General features: G+C 64.0%; 13 protein-coding genes. 5 read left to right on the top strand and 8 right to left on the bottom strand.

Annotated features, from left to right (window positions below):
* From AC0V8S_RS35155 to AC0V8S_RS35180, 6 genes are all read right to left on the bottom strand, one after another.
* Positions 1–639, bottom strand: coding sequence for a S24 family peptidase (locus tag AC0V8S_RS35155; protein ID WP_475436223.1), 639 nt, complete (start codon positions 637–639; stop codon positions 1–3).
* A 126-nt stretch (positions 640–765) separates the two neighbouring features.
* A complete protein-coding gene (locus AC0V8S_RS35160; RefSeq protein WP_475436225.1) occupies positions 766–1311 on the bottom strand; it encodes a thioesterase family protein in 546 nt (181 codons plus the stop codon).
* Positions 1312–1320: 9 nt separating this feature from the next.
* Positions 1321–3540: a 3-hydroxyacyl-CoA dehydrogenase NAD-binding domain-containing protein gene (locus tag AC0V8S_RS35165; protein ID WP_475436227.1), complete on the bottom strand. Its 2220-nt coding sequence runs from the start codon at positions 3538–3540 to the stop codon at positions 1321–1323.
* A gap of 15 nt (positions 3541–3555) precedes the next feature.
* Positions 3556–4764, bottom strand: coding sequence for an acetyl-CoA C-acetyltransferase (locus AC0V8S_RS35170; protein ID WP_475436229.1), 1209 nt, complete (start codon positions 4762–4764; stop codon positions 3556–3558).
* A gap of 33 nt (positions 4765–4797) precedes the next feature.
* Entirely contained in the window at positions 4798–5967 is a 1170-nt protein-coding gene (locus AC0V8S_RS35175) for an acyl-CoA dehydrogenase family protein (protein ID WP_475436232.1), read from the bottom strand.
* Positions 5968–6070: 103 nt separating this feature from the next.
* Complete coding sequence (locus AC0V8S_RS35180) at positions 6071–7861, bottom strand: acyl-CoA dehydrogenase (protein ID WP_475436234.1); 1791 nt, start codon at positions 7859–7861, stop codon at positions 6071–6073.
* A 201-nt stretch (positions 7862–8062) separates the two neighbouring features.
* Here AC0V8S_RS35180 and AC0V8S_RS35185 point away from each other — a divergent pair, with 201 nt between their 5' ends.
* Positions 8063–8611 carry a hypothetical protein gene (locus AC0V8S_RS35185; RefSeq protein WP_183456141.1) on the top strand — a complete coding sequence of 183 codons (549 nt, stop codon included), beginning with the start codon at positions 8063–8065 and terminating at the stop codon, positions 8609–8611.
* A 90-nt stretch (positions 8612–8701) separates the two neighbouring features.
* Here AC0V8S_RS35185 and AC0V8S_RS35190 read toward each other — a convergent pair whose 3' ends face one another.
* Complete coding sequence (locus AC0V8S_RS35190) at positions 8702–9160, bottom strand: MerR family transcriptional regulator (RefSeq protein WP_095198515.1); 459 nt, start codon at positions 9158–9160, stop codon at positions 8702–8704.
* Between the two features lie 454 nt (positions 9161–9614).
* Here AC0V8S_RS35190 and AC0V8S_RS35195 point away from each other — a divergent pair, with 454 nt between their 5' ends.
* From AC0V8S_RS35195 to AC0V8S_RS35210, 4 genes are all read left to right on the top strand, one after another.
* The gene (locus tag AC0V8S_RS35195) at positions 9615–13679 is read left to right on the top strand and encodes a peptidoglycan-binding protein (protein WP_183456139.1); all 4065 of its coding nucleotides are present in this window, start codon (positions 9615–9617) and stop codon (positions 13677–13679) included.
* A 193-nt stretch (positions 13680–13872) separates the two neighbouring features.
* Positions 13873–14796 carry a sulfite exporter TauE/SafE family protein gene (locus tag AC0V8S_RS35200; RefSeq protein WP_183456137.1) on the top strand — a complete coding sequence of 308 codons (924 nt, stop codon included), beginning with the start codon at positions 13873–13875 and terminating at the stop codon, positions 14794–14796.
* Complete coding sequence (locus tag AC0V8S_RS35205; RefSeq protein WP_475436237.1) at positions 14796–15587, top strand: TIGR02186 family protein; 792 nt, start codon at positions 14796–14798, stop codon at positions 15585–15587. The genes AC0V8S_RS35200 and AC0V8S_RS35205 overlap by 1 nt, the downstream gene beginning before the upstream one ends.
* 173 nt (positions 15588–15760) lie before the next feature.
* Positions 15761–17017: an Hsp70 family protein gene (locus tag AC0V8S_RS35210; protein WP_475436239.1), complete on the top strand. Its 1257-nt coding sequence runs from the start codon at positions 15761–15763 to the stop codon at positions 17015–17017.
* On the opposite strand, the gene AC0V8S_RS35215 is transcribed toward AC0V8S_RS35210, so the two are convergent.
* Positions 17018–17920, bottom strand: coding sequence for a LysR substrate-binding domain-containing protein (locus tag AC0V8S_RS35215; RefSeq protein WP_475436241.1), 903 nt, complete (start codon positions 17918–17920; stop codon positions 17018–17020).
* Between the last annotated feature and the right edge of the window lie 116 nt (positions 17921–18036).

The raw sequence follows: 18036 nt of genomic DNA on the forward strand, positions 1-18036 counted from the left end.
CTACTGGCTTGCCCAGACAATCCGCGCCACCCATTCGACCTCGCGCATGGGGATGTCGCGGTCGGGATGATCGGGATTGAGCGAGACCAGCGCGATCGACTTGACGGTCTGGCGTTCGAGCACCTTGGCCATCACCTCGCCTGATGTGGTCTTGACGACGACGCGATCGCCCTTGCGGGTGACCGCGCCCGGCTCGACGATGAGGACGTCGCCATTGCGGTAGAGCGGCAGCATCGAATCGCCCTGCACCTGCAGCGCATAGGAGCTTTCGGTCGATTGCGCCGGCAGTTCGACCAGATCCCAGCCCTGCCCCGCCGGAAAGCCGGCATCGTCGAAGAAGCCGCCAGCGCCGGCCTGGGCAAAGCCGAGCAAAGGCACGGCTCGTCTGGGAGCGGGCGATGCACCCGTGCGGCCTTCGATCAGCCCGGTGAATTCGTCGAGTGACGCCCCCGTTGCCTCGATGATCTTGGCGAGCGATTCGGTCGAAGGCCAGCGCGGCCTGCCGTCCGAGGACAGGCGTTTTGACTTGTTGAAGGCGGTTGAATCAAGCCCCGCCCGCCTTGCCAGACCTGACGCCGAAAGCGAATAACGCTCGGCAAGAGCATCGATGGCGGCCCAGACGCGGTCGTGCGAGAGCATGTCGTGCTCTCCTTTGAGACAGGAAAAAATGCCTTTTCCTTCTAGTCTCTGCATCCCGGTTTGTCCACCGGACGCGCTCTAACGGCACACCTTCGTGAAGGCTGCGGAAATGATGATCTCCGCTGGTCAGCCGGTCCCTTTGGTCAGGCCGCGCAGCCCCTGGTGCGACGTCATGAATATCCGTTCCGCCTCTGTCGGCGAACGCGGGTTCAACGAGCGGCCAAGCGCGGCGACGACCTCGTCAATATCAAGGAAGCGGCCGGCCTTGCGGTCGTAGACCCCGGCCGTCGTCAGGATCAAGGCGGCCGTCTCGCCATTGTCGAAGACGAAACGGTGCTTGCCGATGACCTGGCTACCTTCCCAGGTTTCGATCGAGGAGACCACTTCGAAGCGGCGCCACAGCCTGATCTCGCGCGCATAGACCGCCTGCACCCCACCCATCATCGGCGCCCAGCCATTCTTGCGCGCCAGCGTGATCAGGCCGGCGCGGACGAACAGGTCGATGCGGCCGAGGTCGGCCAGCATCATGTAGCGCGCATTGTTGAGATGGATATTGAAATCGATGTCGGTCGGCAGGCAGCGAAAGGCCAGCCGGCTTTCACCGCCCATCATATAGGGGCCACGGCTGCGCGCCGTGGCCAGCATGCGCGCCATGCGCGCCCAGACATACATAACCTGCCGTCAGGCGGCCTGCTTCACGTCGCCCTTGGCGTAGGGGTCGAAGCGCCCGTAGAAGGTTTCGCCCTTCTCGGCCATGTCGATGAGCAGCTTGGGCGCCCTGAATTCGGCGCCGTACTTCTTCTGCAGCCCCTTGGCGATCTTGACGAAGCGCTTGGCGCCGATGCCGTCAATGTAGGACAGCGCGCCGCCAGTAAAGGGCGCGAAGCCGAACGCCAGGATCGAGCCGACATCGGCCTCGCGTGGGTCGGTGACGATGCCCTCTTCCATCACCCGTGCCGCTTCCAGCGCGATGGTGACGAGCAGGCGCTGCTGCAGTTCCTCGTAATCGACCTTCTCGGCCGCGAGTTGCGGATAGAGGTCCTTCAATCCCGGCCACAGCTTCTTCTTGGCCGGCTTCGCCGGATAATCGTAGAAACCCTTGCCGTTCTTGCGGCCGAAGCGGCCATGGTCGTCGACCATGGTGTTGATCAGCGCCATCTGCTTGGGGTCGACGGCCTTATCGCCTAGATCCTTGATGGTCTGCTTCATGATCTTCTGGGCCAGGTCGATGGCTGTCTCGTCGGTAAGCGCCAGAGGCCCAACCGGCATGCCGGCGGCCTTCGCCGCATTCTCGATCATCGGCGCGGGCACGCCTTCGATCAGCATCTTGTAGGCTTCCGACATGTAACGCAGCACGCAGCGGTTGACGTAGAAACCGCGCGTGTCGTTGACGACGATCGGCGTCTTCTTGATGGCGCGGACGAAATCGATGGCAGTCGCCAACGCCTTGTCGCCGGTCTTCTTGCCGAGGATGATCTCGACCAGCATCATCTTGTCGACTGGCGAGAAGAAGTGGATGCCGACAAAATTCTTCGGCCGCGCCGAATTCTTCGCCAGCGAGGTGATCGGGATGGTCGAGGTGTTGGACGCGAAGATCGCCGACGACTTCAGCACGGCCTCCGCCTGTTCGGTGGCGGCCTTCTTGACGGCCGAATCCTCGAACACCGCCTCGACGACGAGGTCGCAGCCGGCGAGATCGGCATAGTCGGCTGTCGGCGTGATCAGCGACAAAAGCTTGTCCTTCTCCTCCGGCTTGGCGCGGCCCTTCTTGACCTGATCCGAGACCAGGCTGTCGGAATGCGCCTTGCCCTTGGTGGCGGACTCGATATCGCGGTCGAGCAGAACCACCGGGATACCGGCCTTGGCGGTGACATAGGCGATGCCGGCACCCATGAAGCCGGCGCCGAGAATGCCGATCTTCTTAAACTTGGTTTCCGGCACGCCGGCCGGGCGGCGGGCGCCCTTGTTCAGCTCCTGCAGCGAGACGAACAGCGAGCGGATCATCGCCGCCGCTTCCTTGGTCTGCATGATCTCGGTGAAATAGCGCTGCTCAATCCTGAGCGCAGTGTCGAACGGCACCAGCAGGCCTTCATAGACACATTTCAGGATCGCGGCGGCGGCCGGATAATTGCCATAGGTCTCGCGACGCAGGATGGCGATTGCCGGCGGCCACAGATTGAAGCCGGCGGGCGAATAGATCTGGCCACCGGGCAGCTTGAAGCCCTTCTCGTCCCAGGGCTGGACGGCCTTCAGGCCGTTCCTGATCATGGCCTTTGCGGTCTCGATCAGCTTGGCCGGCTCGGCGATCTCGTGGATCAGGCCCATAGCCTTCGCCTTCTGCGGCGACAGATTCTGGCCGGAGGTCAGCATCTGCAGCGCCTGCTGCTGATCGGTCAGCCGCGGTACGCGCTGGGTGCCGCCGGCGCCGGGGAAGATGCCGACCTTGACTTCCGGCAAAGCCATCTTGACCTTGTCTGAATCAGCGGCGACGCGACCATGGCAGGCCAGCGACAGTTCGAAGGCGCCGCCCATGCAGGTGCCGTTGATCGCCGACACCCAAGGCTTGCCCGATGTTTCGAGCTTGCGCCACAGGCCGCCCATGCGGCCGGCATTGTCGAACAAAAGCCTTGCCGCCTTCTCCGGATCCTTGGTCTTTTCCCTGGCGAACACGGCAAGCATCTTCTGCAGCATGGTCAGATCAGCGCCACCGGAGAAGCTGTCCTTGCCCGATGTGATCACCGCGCCCTTGATGCCGGCGTCGGCCATCACCTGGTCGATGATCTTGTCGAGTTCGTTCATCACCTCTTCGGTAAAGACGTTCATCGAGCGGTCCGGCATGTTCCAGGTGACCAGCGCAATGCCGTCGGCGTCGGTGTCGAGGGTGAAATTGGTATAGCTCATCGGTTTCTCTCCCCGTCAGACGCGTTCGATGATCGTTGCGGTGCCCATGCCGGCGCCGATGCAGAGCGTGACCAGCGCGGTGTTGAGATCGCGGCGTTCGAGTTCGTCCAGCACCGTGCCGAAGATCATCGCACCGGTGGCGCCGAGCGGATGGCCCATGGCGATGGCGCCGCCATTGACGTTGATCTTGTCGTGCGGGATGTCGAAGGCCTGCATGTAACGCAGCACCACCGAAGCGAAGGCCTCGTTGAGCTCGAACAGGTCGATGTCGGAGAGCTTCATCTTGGCGCGCTTCAACAGCTTCTCGGTGACGTCGACCGGGCCGGTCAGCATCAGCACCGGCTCGGAGCCGATATTGGCGAAGGTGCGGATGCGGGCGCGTGGCTTGAGGCCCATTGCCTTGCCGGCCTTCTTCGAGCCGAGCAGCACCGCCGCGGCGCCATCGACGATGCCGGACGAATTGCCGGCGTGATGGACGTGGTTGACCTCTTCGACTTCCGGATGCTTCTGCACGGCAACGGCGTCGAAGCCACCCATTTCGCCGGGCATGATAAAGGACGGGTTGAGCGAGGCCAGCGACTGCATGTCGGTCGAAGGCCGCATGTGCTCGTCATGGTCGAGAATGGTCAGTCCGTTCTGGTCCTTGACGGGGATCACCGAATTCTTGAAGCGACCATCGGCCCAGGATTTGGCCGCACGCTTCTGGCTTTCGACCGCATAGGCGTCGACGTCGTCGCGGGAAAAACCGTATTTGGTGGCGATCAGGTCGGCCGAGATGCCTTGCGGCACGAACCAGCCGGGCAGGCCGACCGAAGGGTCCATGAACCAGGCGCCGCCGGAGGCGCCCATGCCGACGCGCGACATGGATTCGACGCCACCGGCGATGACGATCTCGTCGGCACCCTGCGCGATCTTGGCGGCGCCGAAATTGATGGCGTCGAGGCCCGAGGCGCAGAAGCGCGATATCTGCATGCCGGGCGCCTTGGTGTCGTAGCCGGCCTCGAAGGCGGCGGCGCGCGGAATGACCGAACCCGCCTCGCCGACCGGATCGACGCAGCCGAAGATGATGTCGTCGACAGTGCCGGTATCCAGCCCATTGCGGTCGCGCAGCGCTTCCAGCGTCTTGGCGGCAAGCCGCACCGCCGGAACCTCGTGCAGCGATCCGTCCTTTTTGCCCTTGCCGCGCGGCGTGCGCACGGCGTCGTAGACATAAGCGTCAGCCATTTTCGTGCTCCTTGGGTTTGCCGATCGCCGCTTTCAGAGCGAGCGTCCGATCAGCAATTTCATGATCTCGTTGGTGCCGCCGTAGATGCGCTGGACGCGAGCGTCGCGGAACATGCGGGCGATCGGATATTCATTCATGTAGCCATAGCCGCCATGCAATTGAAGGCATTCGTCGACGACTTTTCCCTGCAGGTCGGAGAGCCAGTACTTCGCCATCGAGGCCGTCACCGGATCGAGGCCGCCATTGATGTGGCGGGTGACGCAATCATTGTAGAAGACGCGGCCGATCGTCGCCTCGGTCTTCAGCTCGGCCAGCTTGAACTGGGTGTTCTGGAAGTCGATGATCGCCTTGCCGAAGGCCTTGCGCTCCTTGACGTAGTCGATGGTCAGCGCCAGCGCCCGCTCGATCATGGCGATGGCGCCGGTGCCGATCTGCAGCCGCTCCTGCGGCAGCTGCTGCATCAGCTGGATGAAGCCCTGGCCTTCCTCGTGGCCGAGCAAATTGGAGGTCGGCACCCGCCCGTCGTTGAAGAACAGTTCCGACGTGTCGTTGGCCTTCAGGCCGATCTTGTCGAGGTTGCGGCCGCGCTGGAAGCCGTCCACCTCGTCGGTCTCGACGACGATCAGCGAGGTGCCCTTGGCGCCCTTTTCCGGATCGGTCTTGGTGACGACGATGATGAAATTGGCGAGCTGGCCGTTGGTGATGAAGGTCTTCGAACCATTGATCTTGTATTGGTTGCCATCCTTCTCGGCCCGCGTCTTGACGCCCTGCAGGTCGGAGCCGGCGCCCGGCTCGGTCATGGCGATAGTGCCGATCAGCTCGCCGGTGGCGAGCTTCGGCAGCCACTTCTTCTTCTGCTCCTCGGAGCCGTAGTGAAGGATGTAGGGCGCGACGATCGAATTGTGCAGGCCGATGCCGAAACCGTCGACGCCGACATGGCCGATCGCCTCGATGATGGCGCTCTCATGCGCGAAGGTGCCGCCCGAGCCGCCATATTCCTCCGGCATCGAGGCGCAGAGCAGGCCGGCAGCACCGGCCTTCAGCCAGCTCTCGCGGTCGACCATCTCATTCTTCTCGAACTCGTCGTAGCGCGGCGCGATCTCCTCCGACATGAAGCGGGTTGCCATGTCGTAGAGCATGCCGACCTCGTCCGCCGCCCAGGCGGGCTTGGGAAGGCCAAGTATTTCGGCGGGGCTGGTCATGTGGATATGATACTCCTCCCAGAGCGCATCGTCAGAGTTGAGGCCGGCGCACGTCACGCGGGCCTCAACCGCCCCTCCCCTCGAGGGGGGAGGGCAACCATCTTTAGAACGCTTCCGCGGGCAGGGCCATCAGCGTGTCCGCGCCACTCGAGATACGGGCGAGATGGGCCGACGTCTCCGGCATGATCCGCTCCATGAAGAAGCGCGCCGTCACCACCTTGTTGTCGTAGAAGGGCTGGGTGCCGTTGGCGCCGGTCTTGCCCTGCGCCGCCTTGGCCATCTGCGCCCACATGTAGCCCAGCGCGACAAGGCCAAAGAGATGCATGTAGTCGGTCGAGGCCGCGCCGGCGTTGTCGGGCTTGGCCATGCCGTTCTGCACCAGCCACATGGTCGCCGCCTGCAGATCGTTGAGGCCCTTCTTCAGCCCCTTGGTGAAGGGCGCCATCTTCTCGTCGGCGCGGTTTTCCTCGCAGAACTCGCCGACCTCCTTGAAGAAAGCCTGGATGGCGCGGCCGCCGTTCAGGCCGAGCTTGCGGCCGACGAGGTCGAGCGCCTGGATGCCGTTGGCGCCTTCATAGATCATGGCGATGCGGGCATCGCGCACGAACTGGCTCATGCCGTGCTCTTCGATATAGCCGTGGCCGCCGAACACCTGCTGGGCCATGACGGCGTGGTCGAAGCCCTTGTCGGTGAACACGCCCTTGACCACCGGGGTCATCAGGCCGGTGTAGTCCTCGGCGGCCTGGCGATCCTTGTCGTCGGGGGAACGATGCGCGATGTCGGACTTGATCGCCGTCCACAACGCCAGCGCGCGGCCGGCCTCGTTGAACGCCTTCATGGTCATCAGCGAGCGGCGGATGTCGGGATGGACGATGATCGGGTCAGCCTTCTTGTCCGGTGCCTTCGGCCCCGACAGGGAACGGCCCTGCAACCGGTCCTTGGCGTAGGAAACGGCATTCTGGTAGGCAATTTCGGAGATTGACAGCCCTTGCAAGGCGACACCGAGCCTCGCCTCGTTCATCATCGTGAACATTGCCTTTAGGCCGCCATTCTCCTCACCGAGCAGCGTGCCTTCGGCCTCGTCATAGTTCATGACGCAGGTCGAATTGCCGTGGATGCCCATCTTCTCCTCGATCGAGCCGCAGGAAAGCGTGTTGCGCTCGCCGGGATTGCCCGATGCATCGAGCTTGAGCTTCGGCACGATGAACAGCGAAATGCCCTTGACGCCTTCCGGCGCGCCCTCGATGCGGGCCAGCACCAGATGCACGATGTTGTCCGACATGTCGTGCTCGCCGGCCGAGATGAAGATCTTCTGACCTGAGATTTTGTAGGTGCCATTGCCGTTCGGCACCGCCTTGGTGCGCAGCAGGCCGAGATCGGTGCCGCAATGCGGCTCGGTCAGGTTCATGGTGCCGGTCCAGGCGCCTTCGACCAGCTTCGGAAGCCAGGTCGCCTTCTGGTCGTCGGTGCCGTGGGTGATGATCGCCGCGATCGCGCCCTGGGTCAGGCCCGGATACATCATCAGCGCCATGTTGGCCGAGACCATGTATTCGGAGACCGCCTGGTGCACCATGTAGGGCAGCCCCTGGCCGCCGAACTCGACCGGCGCCGCCAGCCCCATCCAACCGCCCTCGCGATACTGGTCGAAGGCTTCCTTGAAGCCTTTCGGCGTCGTCACCGAGCCGTCGTCGTGACGCACACAGCCTTCCATATCGCCGACGCGGTTGAGCGGATGCATGACGTTCTCGGCGAGCTTGGCGCCCTCGGCGAGGATCGCCTCCAGCACGTCGGGCGTGGCGTCGGCAAATCCGGGAAGGTTCGAATAGCGCTGATAGCCCAGCACCTCGTTGAGCACGAACAGCGTGTCCTGGACCGGGGCCCTGTAGATCGGCATGCTTTTCCTCCACCATGCGGATTAGGCCCCGAAATCAAGCCGTGCGCGGCAAGCGGGCCAATGTCGAAGCCGCAATAGCAAATATTGACGTTTGCGTAAACGTCAATTTATTGTGTCGAAAGAAATTTCGACAACCTCTGGCCGATCGGGATTTCGAAAAGGCCGCTTGTCCATCCGTTCGCAGCGAGGCAATTTCGCTGAATGAACCCTGCCGCATTCATAATCAGCATCCAGAGCCACTATCTAGATCAGTTCCGGATGTTCGTCGAAGAGCAGCGGCGGAGCTGCGTCCAAGGGTCACCGGAGGTAAAATTCCAGATCGGTGAGGAGAGCGGGCTCTTTGGCGGGCTTTGTTGCGTCGACTTTATCAAGAATGACGGACAGGTCGAACCTGCGGAGCTTCAGCCGGATTTCGTCACGTTCGAGCCTATATCGGGTCGGCTTGGTCGCGCCGAACTCCTGATCGAACAGTTGCAATGGAATGACGTCGTGATCCATCACACGCTCGCGGCGTCTCCGCTCGACCAGATCGGTGCCTGGTTCCAGCACTGGTTCGACCCCGATGATGAGCGTTACGTGGAGGGCGCCGAGTTCGGCAACATCATCCATTCCCTTTCCATCCGGCCCAAGGCGCTGAGCGTGGACTTCGGAACGGCTTCTCCCGACGCATTCTGGAGTTTGCTCGCACTTCTTGAGGCCGCGGGCACAGCTGGCTTGCGGATCAGCACCTCTCAGACGCAGGTATCCTGAAACGGGAGCGGCCGCGCTGGCCTGATCCACAGAAAAAGCCGCGCGGCCATGGCCACGCGGCTTTGATCGTTACAAATTCAGCAGACTTGCTTAGCTCGCGACGCTCGCCTGCGCCGTGCGCTCGGCCAGCATCTGGCGCACCGCCGACATCGAGCCGGAGAGCTCGTTGATGGCGTCGTCGATCAGCGCCCGCTGCTTCTGCAGGCGGGCAAGCTGCTTCTCCGACTTGTCCAGCGCCAGCCGCAACTGCTTGGTGTTGGAACCGGTCGGATCGTAGAGATCCATCATCTGCTTGACGTCGCGCAGCGAGAACCCGACCTTGCGGCCGAGCAGGATCAGCTTCAGCCTGGCCTTGTCGCGGCGCGTGTAGAGACGGGTGGAGCCGTCGCGCTGCGGATTGAGCAGGCCCTTGTCTTCGTAGAAACGCAGCGTGCGCAGCGTCACGCCGTATTTCTTGGCCATTTCGCCGATGCGGGCGAGATCCTCACCGGCTTCGACAGATACATTATTGGTATTGGCCGCGGTCTCGCCGGCCGAGATAAGCTTCATGGTCACTGGCTTTCCCCGTCTGGTGGCGTCGCGGTCCTGGACCATGCGTCGCCTGACTGGAAGCGGGGGCGTGCTTCCGGCCGTGGTTTCGACAAACAAAATCGCAAACAGCACACTCAAATGCGCCTTTTACGTTTACGTCAATTCTATACCGATAGCCGCCTCATGACGCAAGGGGCGTTCTGAGAAGGTGCTTTATGCCGCACCGCGGACGGCGACAGCCAACGTCCTTGCAACTTCTTAAGCTTGGTTAACGCGTTGTTTACCACGTTGGGGGAAATGTGGGCGCGTCGGCTACCCGTGTTTATCCTGTATCGAATTTTTCACGGTTTTTCGGAGCGCGGGTGAACCCCCGGGAAGCTTGTCTTCCACCGTGGCAGCGCGGTCGCCTTCGTTCCGGCAGGGACTTGGGGAGCTGGTCGCAAGCCGGCCAATCTGAAAGACGGACGCACCGATGAACAGCAAGCGGTCCTATCTCGATACACTCAACGCCGGCAGGCAGCGCAGGCCGCAGACCACGCTCGAGCAACTGAACCGCTCGCTGGAGACGCTGGAGCAGCGACTGGGGCAGACCCGCGAGGAGGTGACGGCACGTCCGGCTCCGCGCCAATACGGTGCCGACCCGCGCTATCCCGCCACCGACCCGCGTTACCCCGCCACCGATCCGCGCGCTCCCGCCGCCCAGCCAACCGGGCAGCAGCGCTGGTACGAGGATCCGCAGCCGGCACCGCGCCCGCAGAGCCCGGCCCCGGCCCCCAGCTTCGACCAGAACTACCAGGCCATTGCCCGCGACATCGACCGCGTGCGTGGCCAGGAAGACAGCGTCGCCATGGTCGGCAAGATCGCCGGCGAACTGCGCGGCATGCGCGAGGAGCTGCGCCACCAGATGACAGCAGGCCTGCAGCGCGAATTCGATGCGCTGCGCAAGGATATCGACCGCGCCTTCCAGGCGAACGCCAAGCCGGGCGCTTCAGGCAAGGGCAGCGCCGAACTCGGCGTCGAATTCGAACGGCTTTCCGGCGCCATCAAAACGCTTTCGGAGAAGAGCGACGACAGAAGCGTCAATCTGCTGCGGCTGGAGCTCGAGCAGGTCAAGACCGCGCTCGACACGCTGGCGCGCGAGGAGAGCGTGCAGAAGGTCGACCGCCGCTGGGACGAATTCGACCGCCGCTGGACGGCTTTCGAGGACCGCGTCGACGCCGACCAGCGCAAACGTTCCGACGATCCCGCCCTTGCGGCCCTGACCGACCGGCTGGAGCAGATCAGCAACGCCGTCAACAACCTGCCGGAATCGCTGTCGCTGCGCTCGCTTGAGGAAAAGGTGCGTACGCTCGCCGGCGCCGTCGAACATTTCGCGGGCCAGCAGGACAATCGCGGCAGCGACACGCTTGCCATGATCGACGAACGGCTCGACGAGATTTCCCGCGCCATCGTTGCCTCGACCGTCGCGGCACAGGCCAATTCGGTCGACCACGAAGCCTTTGAACGCATCGAGAAGCGGATCGATTCGCTCGCCCGGCAGATCGAGGAAGTGGCGCAGGACCACCCCGGCAATGCGGTCATGGATCGCCTGAGCACGCTGTCGAGCCGGGTCGACGAACTCGCCGGCCGCGCCAATCTGCCCGAACAGGCAATGGAACGGCTGGCCAAGCAGATCACCCTCATCGCCGACAAGATCGACCAGGCGCCCGTCATGCCCGACGCCGACTATATCTTCCACGGGCTTGAGCAGCGCTTCGACGTGCTGTCCGGCATGATGGAACGCCGCCAGGGCGACGCCATCGAACAGGGCAATATGCTGTTCCGCGATCTCGAGCGCCGTCTGGACGAGGTTGCCGACCGGCTCGACCAGCGCATGACACCGCAGATCGACAGCGCCGGCATCATGGAAGCCATCGACGCCCGCTTCACCGCACTCGCCACGCGCATGGAGACGCGCGCTCCCGATCCCGCCGGCGAAGCGGCGATCCGTGGGCTGGAAAGCCGGCTCGAGGATATTTCCAGCCGGCTCGACGCATCGGCGGCCCAGGTGGCCGGCATCGATCCGGCGCTGATCCGCAGCCTGGAAGCACAGGTCGCCGGCCTGTCCGCCCATCTTTCCAGGCCGAGCACCCCACTGCCGGAATTCGAGGACATCAGCCCGCGCCTCAACGAAATCGAGAAGACGCTGGCCGGCACCCGCGATTCGATCCTCGGCGCGGCACGCGAAGCCGCCGAGAACGCGGTGCGTTCGCTGGCCGGGTCGAACGCCAACGCGACGGCCGTTTCCGGCCTCGCCCAGGATCTAAAGACGCTGGAAACGCTGACGCGGCGTTCCGACGAGCGCAATTCGAGAACTTTCGAGGCCATCCACGACACATTGCTCAAGATCGTCGACAGGCTGGGTTCGCTGGAGACCAGCGAACCGTCCGAGGCGGTGAGCGAGCTGCTGGATACGCGCCAGGAAGAGGCCGTCGGCAAGCGCCGCGCACGGACCGCCAAGATGGCTGTCGAGGCGCCGTCCCTGGATATCGACGAGCCGATGCCACTGACCGGCGACATGGCCGATCTCGATGGCCGCGCCGCCGCCATAATGCGCAACGAACAGGGTACGCGTAGCGACCTGGGTGCACGCAGCGACCTGGGCACGCGCTCGCCGGCGGAAGCCGCCGCTGCCGCCGCCATGGCCGCCCTCGGGTCCGACACCATCGCCGAGAAAGACCAGCCGGCAGGCCGCAAATCGATGTTCGGCGGGCTGGCCCGCGCCTTCAAGGGCAAGAAGGCGGCGGACGTTCCGCCGCTGGCCGGCTCGGCGCCCAGCGCCGATATACCGAGTGTCGATCTCGACGAGCCGCTCGACCCGAAAGTGGCCAACCGCCCGCTTGAGCCCGGCTCCGGCGCGCCCGACCTCAATGCCATCATGAAGCGCGTGCGCGACGAGCGCGGCCAGCCGGCAAAGCCTAGCGAAAGCGACGCCGCGAAATCGGATTTCATCGCAGCCGCACGGCGCGCCGCCCAGGCTGCCGCCGCGGAGGCCGACGCCTTGAAGCGCCAGTCGACGGTGAAGGGGCCAGTGAAGGCGCTCAGGATCGGCGACCTGCTCAAGGCGCGGCGCAAGCCGATCCTGATGGCGGCGGCGGCGATCATGCTGGCGCTTGCCGGACTGCAGCTCGGCAAGGCGTTTCTCTCGGATCCCGCCCAGGTGGCAAACAACGACGCCGCACCGATCGTCGCCGCGCAACCGGTGCAAACGGCATCCGTCGACACGGCGAGCCAGCCGAAGACGGAAGCCCAGCCGGCAGCGACCGACAACGCGCCGGCCCGCGCCGTCAGGCAGGCCGAACCATCCGTGCCCGCAAGCAAAGACGACATGGTGGCGCAGACCGCCCTGGCGATGCCGTCGGACACGGACGCGATGGCGAATACAGCACCGGTCGCGGAGCCCGCGCCAGCCGCCTCTTCCGGCCCGATGGCTTCGGCCGCTCCGGCGCCAGCCGCGCCCATTGCCACGACCCCGATGGATACGACGGCTTCAGAGCCGGCTGTCACCGGTGGTGCGCAGGCGACGGATACCGATACCCAGCCGGTCGTGGCCGCGCCAACGGCGGCCAACGAGGCCACCGCCAAGGACACCACCGGTGCGGTTGCGTCAGCGGATGCCCCCACGACGGCAGCTGCGGCCAAGTTCGACATTCCGGCCGATGCCGGCCCGGCCGCGCTGCGCGATGCCGCCGCCGGTGGCGACGCCAAGGCACTGTTCGAGATCGGCTCGCGCTACGCCGAGTCGCGCGGCGTCAAGGAAGACATGGCGGCAGCGGCCAAATGGTACGAGAAATCGGCGGAACTCGGCTTCGCGCCCGCCGAATACCGCATCGGCAATTTCTACGAGAAGGGCATCGGTGTCGCCCGCGACATCAAGAAGTCGAAGACCTGGTACCAGCTCGCCGCCGAACAGGGCAACGCCAGCGCCATGCACAATCTGGCGGTGCTGTTCGCCATGGCCGCGGATGGCGTGTCCGACAATGAATCGGCCGCGCACTGGTTCCAGGAAGCCGCCGACCTCGGCGTCAAGGACAGCCAGTTCAATCTTGGCATCCTCGCCGCCAAGGGCGTCGGCATGAAGCAGAACCTCGAGGAATCCTACAAATGGTTCGCGCTCGTCGCCAAGACCGGCGACAAGGATGCGGCCGCCAAGCGCGACGAGATCGCCAATGCGCTGCGGCCCGAGCAGCTCGAGCGGGCGCGCGCCGCGACCGAATTGTGGAAGGCCAAGCCGCTCAATGCGGCGACCAATTCGGCCGACATTCCCGAATCCTGGCAGGAAGGCACACCGCAGACGACCGCCGGCATCGACATGAAGAAGGCGGTCAAGAACATCCAGCTCATCCTCAACAAGAACGGCTACGATGCCGGCGGCGCCGACGGCGTCATGGGCGAGAAGACCAAGAACGCGATCATCGCTTTCCAGACCGACAACAAGCTGCCGGCGACCGGCGCCGTCGATGAAAAACTGGTGCGGGCGCTGCTGGCGCGCAAATAACAAGAAGAAGCGTCGTTTCCACGACGCTCCTGCCACACATTTGCCTGTTAACTGATTGAGATATTTTTTGTTTCGGCGCGGCGACGGGGTTTGACCCCGCCGCCGCGTCGGCGCAAGGAAAAATTGGCTTTTCGGTGCGAGACTGCCGATAACGGCTGTATTCGCCGACAGGCAAACTGATCGAGACTGACGGGTGGGCATCTATCTCCCGATTGCGGAAATTTCCGTCAACGTCTTCGTGCTGCTGGCCATGGGTGCGGCGGTGGGCTTCCTATCGGGCATGTTCGGCGTCGGCGGCGGGTTCCTCATCACGCCGCTCCTGATCTTCTACAACATTCCCCCAGCGATCGCCGTTGCCACCGGCGCCAACCAGGTCATCGCCTCTTCCGTCTCCGGCGTGCTTTCGCACATGAAGCGAGGCACGCTCGACTTCAAGCTCGGCGGCGTGCTTCTCGCCGGCGGCATCATCGGCTCCACCGCCGGCATCTATGTTTTCGCCTTCCTGCGCCGGCTCGGCCAGCTCGACCTGTTCATCTCGCTGCTTTATGTCGTGCTGCTCGGCACCGTCGGCGGGCTGATGCTGGTCGAAAGCATCAATGCGCTGCGTGCCACACGCAGTGGTGCCGCCCCGGTACTGAAGAAATCCGGCCAGCACAACTGGATCCACCGGCTGCCGCTGAAGATGCGGTTCCGGGCGTCAAAACTGTTCGTCAGCGTCATCCCGGTGCTTGGCCTTGGTGCCGGCATCGGTTTCCTGTCGTCGATCATGGGCGTCGGCGGCGGCTTCATCATGGTGCCGGCGCTGATCTATCTGCTCAAGGTGCCGACCAACGTCGTTATCGGCACCTCGCTGTTTCAGATCATCTTCACGTCCGCCTATACGACGCTGGTCCATGCCACCACCAACCAGACAGTCGATGTCGTGCTGGCCTTCATTTTGATGGCGGGTGGCGTGGCCGGCGCGCAATATGGCGCCAAGGCCGGCCAGAGGCTGCGCGGCGAGCAGCTCAGGGCGTTGCTGGCCTTGCTGGTGCTGGCTGTGGCGATCCGGCTCGCCATCGATCTTTTCGTTACCCCGCCCAATCTCTATTCTCTGTCCAGCGCGGGCCTCAACTGATGACGGGCCCGAAAGCGTTCGCAGCCGCCATCCTCCTGTCATTGCTTGCGGCCGCCGCGCCGGCGAAGGCACAGACGCCGCTGACGGAAGGCATCCAGATCGGTCTCTCCACCGACAATGTCTCGATCACCGCCGGCTTTTCCGGCGCCGACCTGACCATCTTCGGCTCGCTGGAAAATCCCGACCCGCTGGTCGCCCGCCAGGGGCGCTACGACGTCATCGTCGTGCTCGAGGGCCCGCCACGACCGGTGGTGGTGCGCCGCAAGGATCGGGTGCTCGGCGTGTGGGTCAATCTGGACTCCGAAACCTTCGAGAATGTGCCGATGTCCTATTCGGTGGCGACGACGCGGCCGCTGCAGGACATCACCGAACCGAACAGCTACAAGCAGCTGTCGCTCGGGGCCTCCAATCTCTACATGCAGCCCGCCGACGCCGGCGACAGCCCGGCGACGATCGAAGAATTCACCACGGCCTTGCGCGAACGCAAGGCGGCGACCGGCCTCTACAGCGAGAATGTCGGCGGCGTGCAGTTCCTGTCGCAGAACCTGTTCCGCGCCACCGTGCGATTGGCGCCGAATGTGCCGGTCGGCACCCACAAGGCCCGTGCCTTCCTGTTCAAGAGCGGCCTGTTCATCAAGGAGAGTTCGGCCCAGCTCGAAATCCGCAAGTCCGGCTTCGAACAGTCTATCTTCCGTGTCGCCCACAACTACTCCTTCCTCTATGGCGTCTTCGCCATATCGCTGGCCATGCTGACGGGCTGGCTCGGCAGGCTGGTCTTCCGCAAGGATTGAGCGTCCAAAAGGGGTTTCCCTTTTCCGCGTCATGCTATAGACCGCACCTCCCCGCCCAACGGGCAAGCACGCACAATTCAATTCGGCAGAGCGGTCCGGTCGCCCGGAACCACAGCGCACGCTTCTCCCGCGAGCGCCGATCCGCTGTCTGCCGCCAATGACAGGAGGCTGCTTTGCGACCAGCATTCGCCGGTATCGACTTCGGCACTTCGAACTCCACAGTCGGCGTGGTCCGCAACGGGCAGCCCCACCTCGTCGCGCTCGAAGACAACCAGGTCACGCTGCCCAGCGCGGTGTTCTTCAATTTCGAGGATGGCCGCATCTGTTTTGGCCGCCAGGCTATCGCCAACTACACGGACAGCGTTGAAGGCCGGCTGATGCGCTCGTTGAAGAGCGTGCTCGGCAGCTCGCTGGCGCATGAAAAGACGCGCATCAAGGCGCGCTCGATCGGCTTCATGGAGATCATCGGCCTGTTCCTCGGCCATCTCAGGAAGAAGCTTGAAGAAGATGGCGGCGATCTGGTCGAGACCGTGGTGCTCGGCCGTCCGGTGCAGTTCGTCGATGACGACCCGCAAGCCGACGCGAACGCGCAGAGCGACCTGGAAAAGGCCGCGCATGCCCAGGGCTTCAAGCACATCGCTTTCCAGTTCGAGCCGATCGCCGCGGCGCTCGACTACGAGCAGAGGGTGACGCGAGAGGAGCTGGCGCTGATCATCGACATGGGCGGCGGCACGTCTGACTTTTCGGTGGTGCGCGTCTCGCCGGAGCGTGCCCGATCCCTCGACCGCAAGGACGATATCCTGGCCAGCCGGGGTGTGCATATTGGCGGTACGGATTTCGACCGGCTGCTCAGCATCGCCCATGTCATGCCGCAGCTCGGCTATTTGACCCCGACCAAGGACGGCAAGCGCAATCTGCCGGCAAGCTATTTCATCGATCTTGCCACATGGCAGCGCATCAATCTGGTCTACACCGCCAAGGCGATGACGCATCTGCGCCAGATCCGCTACGAGGCCGGGCGCGCCGATCTTGTCGACCGCTTCATCCACATTGTCGAGCATCGCTATGGGCACGCGCTGGCGGCATTGGTGGAAAAGGCCAAGATCGAGCTGACCGACCTATCATCGGCCGAAGTCGCGGTGAGGCTAGCTGACGTGGAGTTCGCCGCCGGGATCACGCGCGACGGGCTGGACGCCACCATCGCCAGGGACATCGAGCGGGTCACCGCAACGGTGGCTGAGACCATGCGCGACGCCGGGGTCAAGCCGTCCGACATCACCGCGGTGTTCCTGACCGGCGGCTCGACCGCGATTCCGCTGGCGAGACAACAAATACTGTCGCTGGTGCCGCAGGCTTCCGTCATCGACGGCGACATGTTCGGCTCGGTCGGGCTTGGCCTGGCTTTGGATGCCCAGCGGAAGTTCGCCTAACTACGCTGAGCCGCTCCCAGCGGATTCGGTACCCAGATGCGCCTTCAGTGCCATCTGGGCCAGGCTTGCCTGCCGGTCGCGATGCGTGATCATGGCGAAGTCGCGTTTCGGCAGTTCGATCGGCACGGACCGCAGGCTGCCTTCGGCGACGGCGCGCCCGACGACGAGTTCCGAGATAATGGTGGCACCGGCGCCCGCCTCGACTGCCTGGCGAACCGCCTCGTTGCTGGGCAGCACCAGGAATACCTGCAAATCGGCGAGCGAAATCCCCTCGCGCCGCGCCAGATCCTCAAGCACCTCGCGCGTGCCCGAACCGCCTTCGCGGATGATCCAGCGCAGGCCCCTGATGTCGGGACAACCCGGCGCGGTTTCGACGATCTCGGGATGGGAACTGGCAACGACCAGCATCAGCCGGTCGGTGTCGACCTTGGCGCGGCGCAATATGTCGGATTCGGTGCGCCCCTCGACCAGGCCGAGATCGGCGGTTCCATCCAGCACGCTGGCCTCGACCTGCCTTGTGTTGCCGATGCTGACGCTCAGCCGCACCGCGGGGTAGGCCTCGTGGAAGGACGCCAGCCGGCGCGGCAGCCAGTAGCTGGCGATGGTCAGGCTGGCGGCGATGGAGAGACTGCCGGCGACCGTCTGCGAGACATGTTCCAGCACATTGCGGGCGGCGGCGGCGCGCTCCAGCACGGCCTTGGCCTCCGGCAGGAACCGATGGCCCGTCTGGGCAAGTTCGATGTTGCGGCCGACGCGGTTGAACAGGTGGACGCCGTGCTGCTCTTCGAGCGCGCGGATGGCGGCCGATGCCGCCGATTGGGAAATGCCCAAAAGCTCCGCCGCCTTGGTCATGTGGCCGCGCTCGGCGACGGCGACGAAAATGCGCAACTGATCCAGGGTCATGGCGCATTAAGAACCAATATCGATCGAATTTACAAGAACAACTGATTAGACGGATCGATAGCTTTATTCTACTTTTTCAGGTGAAGTTAGAAAAAATTGGCCATCAGGTCGCAGCG

This window comes from Mesorhizobium oxytropidicola (assembly GCF_056174625.1).

Coding starts and splice junctions, on each gene's coding strand:
- AC0V8S_RS35155 (WP_475436223.1), bottom strand. CDS start 639: ATGCTCTCGCACGACCGCGTCTGGGCCGCCATCGATGCTCTTGCCGAG.
- AC0V8S_RS35160 (WP_475436225.1), bottom strand. CDS start 1,311: ATGTATGTCTGGGCGCGCATGGCGCGCATGCTGGCCACGGCGCGCAGC.
- AC0V8S_RS35165 (WP_475436227.1), bottom strand. CDS start 3,540: ATGAGCTATACCAATTTCACCCTCGACACCGACGCCGACGGCATTGCG.
- AC0V8S_RS35170 (WP_475436229.1), bottom strand. CDS start 4,764: ATGGCTGACGCTTATGTCTACGACGCCGTGCGCACGCCGCGCGGCAAG.
- AC0V8S_RS35175 (WP_475436232.1), bottom strand. CDS start 5,967: ATGACCAGCCCCGCCGAAATACTTGGCCTTCCCAAGCCCGCCTGGGCG.
- AC0V8S_RS35180 (WP_475436234.1), bottom strand. CDS start 7,861: ATGCCGATCTACAGGGCCCCGGTCCAGGACACGCTGTTCGTGCTCAAC.
- AC0V8S_RS35185 (WP_183456141.1), top strand. CDS start 8,063: ATGAACCCTGCCGCATTCATAATCAGCATCCAGAGCCACTATCTAGAT.
- AC0V8S_RS35190 (WP_095198515.1), bottom strand. CDS start 9,160: ATGAAGCTTATCTCGGCCGGCGAGACCGCGGCCAATACCAATAATGTA.
- AC0V8S_RS35195 (WP_183456139.1), top strand. CDS start 9,615: ATGAACAGCAAGCGGTCCTATCTCGATACACTCAACGCCGGCAGGCAG.
- AC0V8S_RS35205 (WP_475436237.1), top strand. CDS start 14,796: ATGACGGGCCCGAAAGCGTTCGCAGCCGCCATCCTCCTGTCATTGCTT.
- AC0V8S_RS35215 (WP_475436241.1), bottom strand. CDS start 17,920: ATGACCCTGGATCAGTTGCGCATTTTCGTCGCCGTCGCCGAGCGCGGC.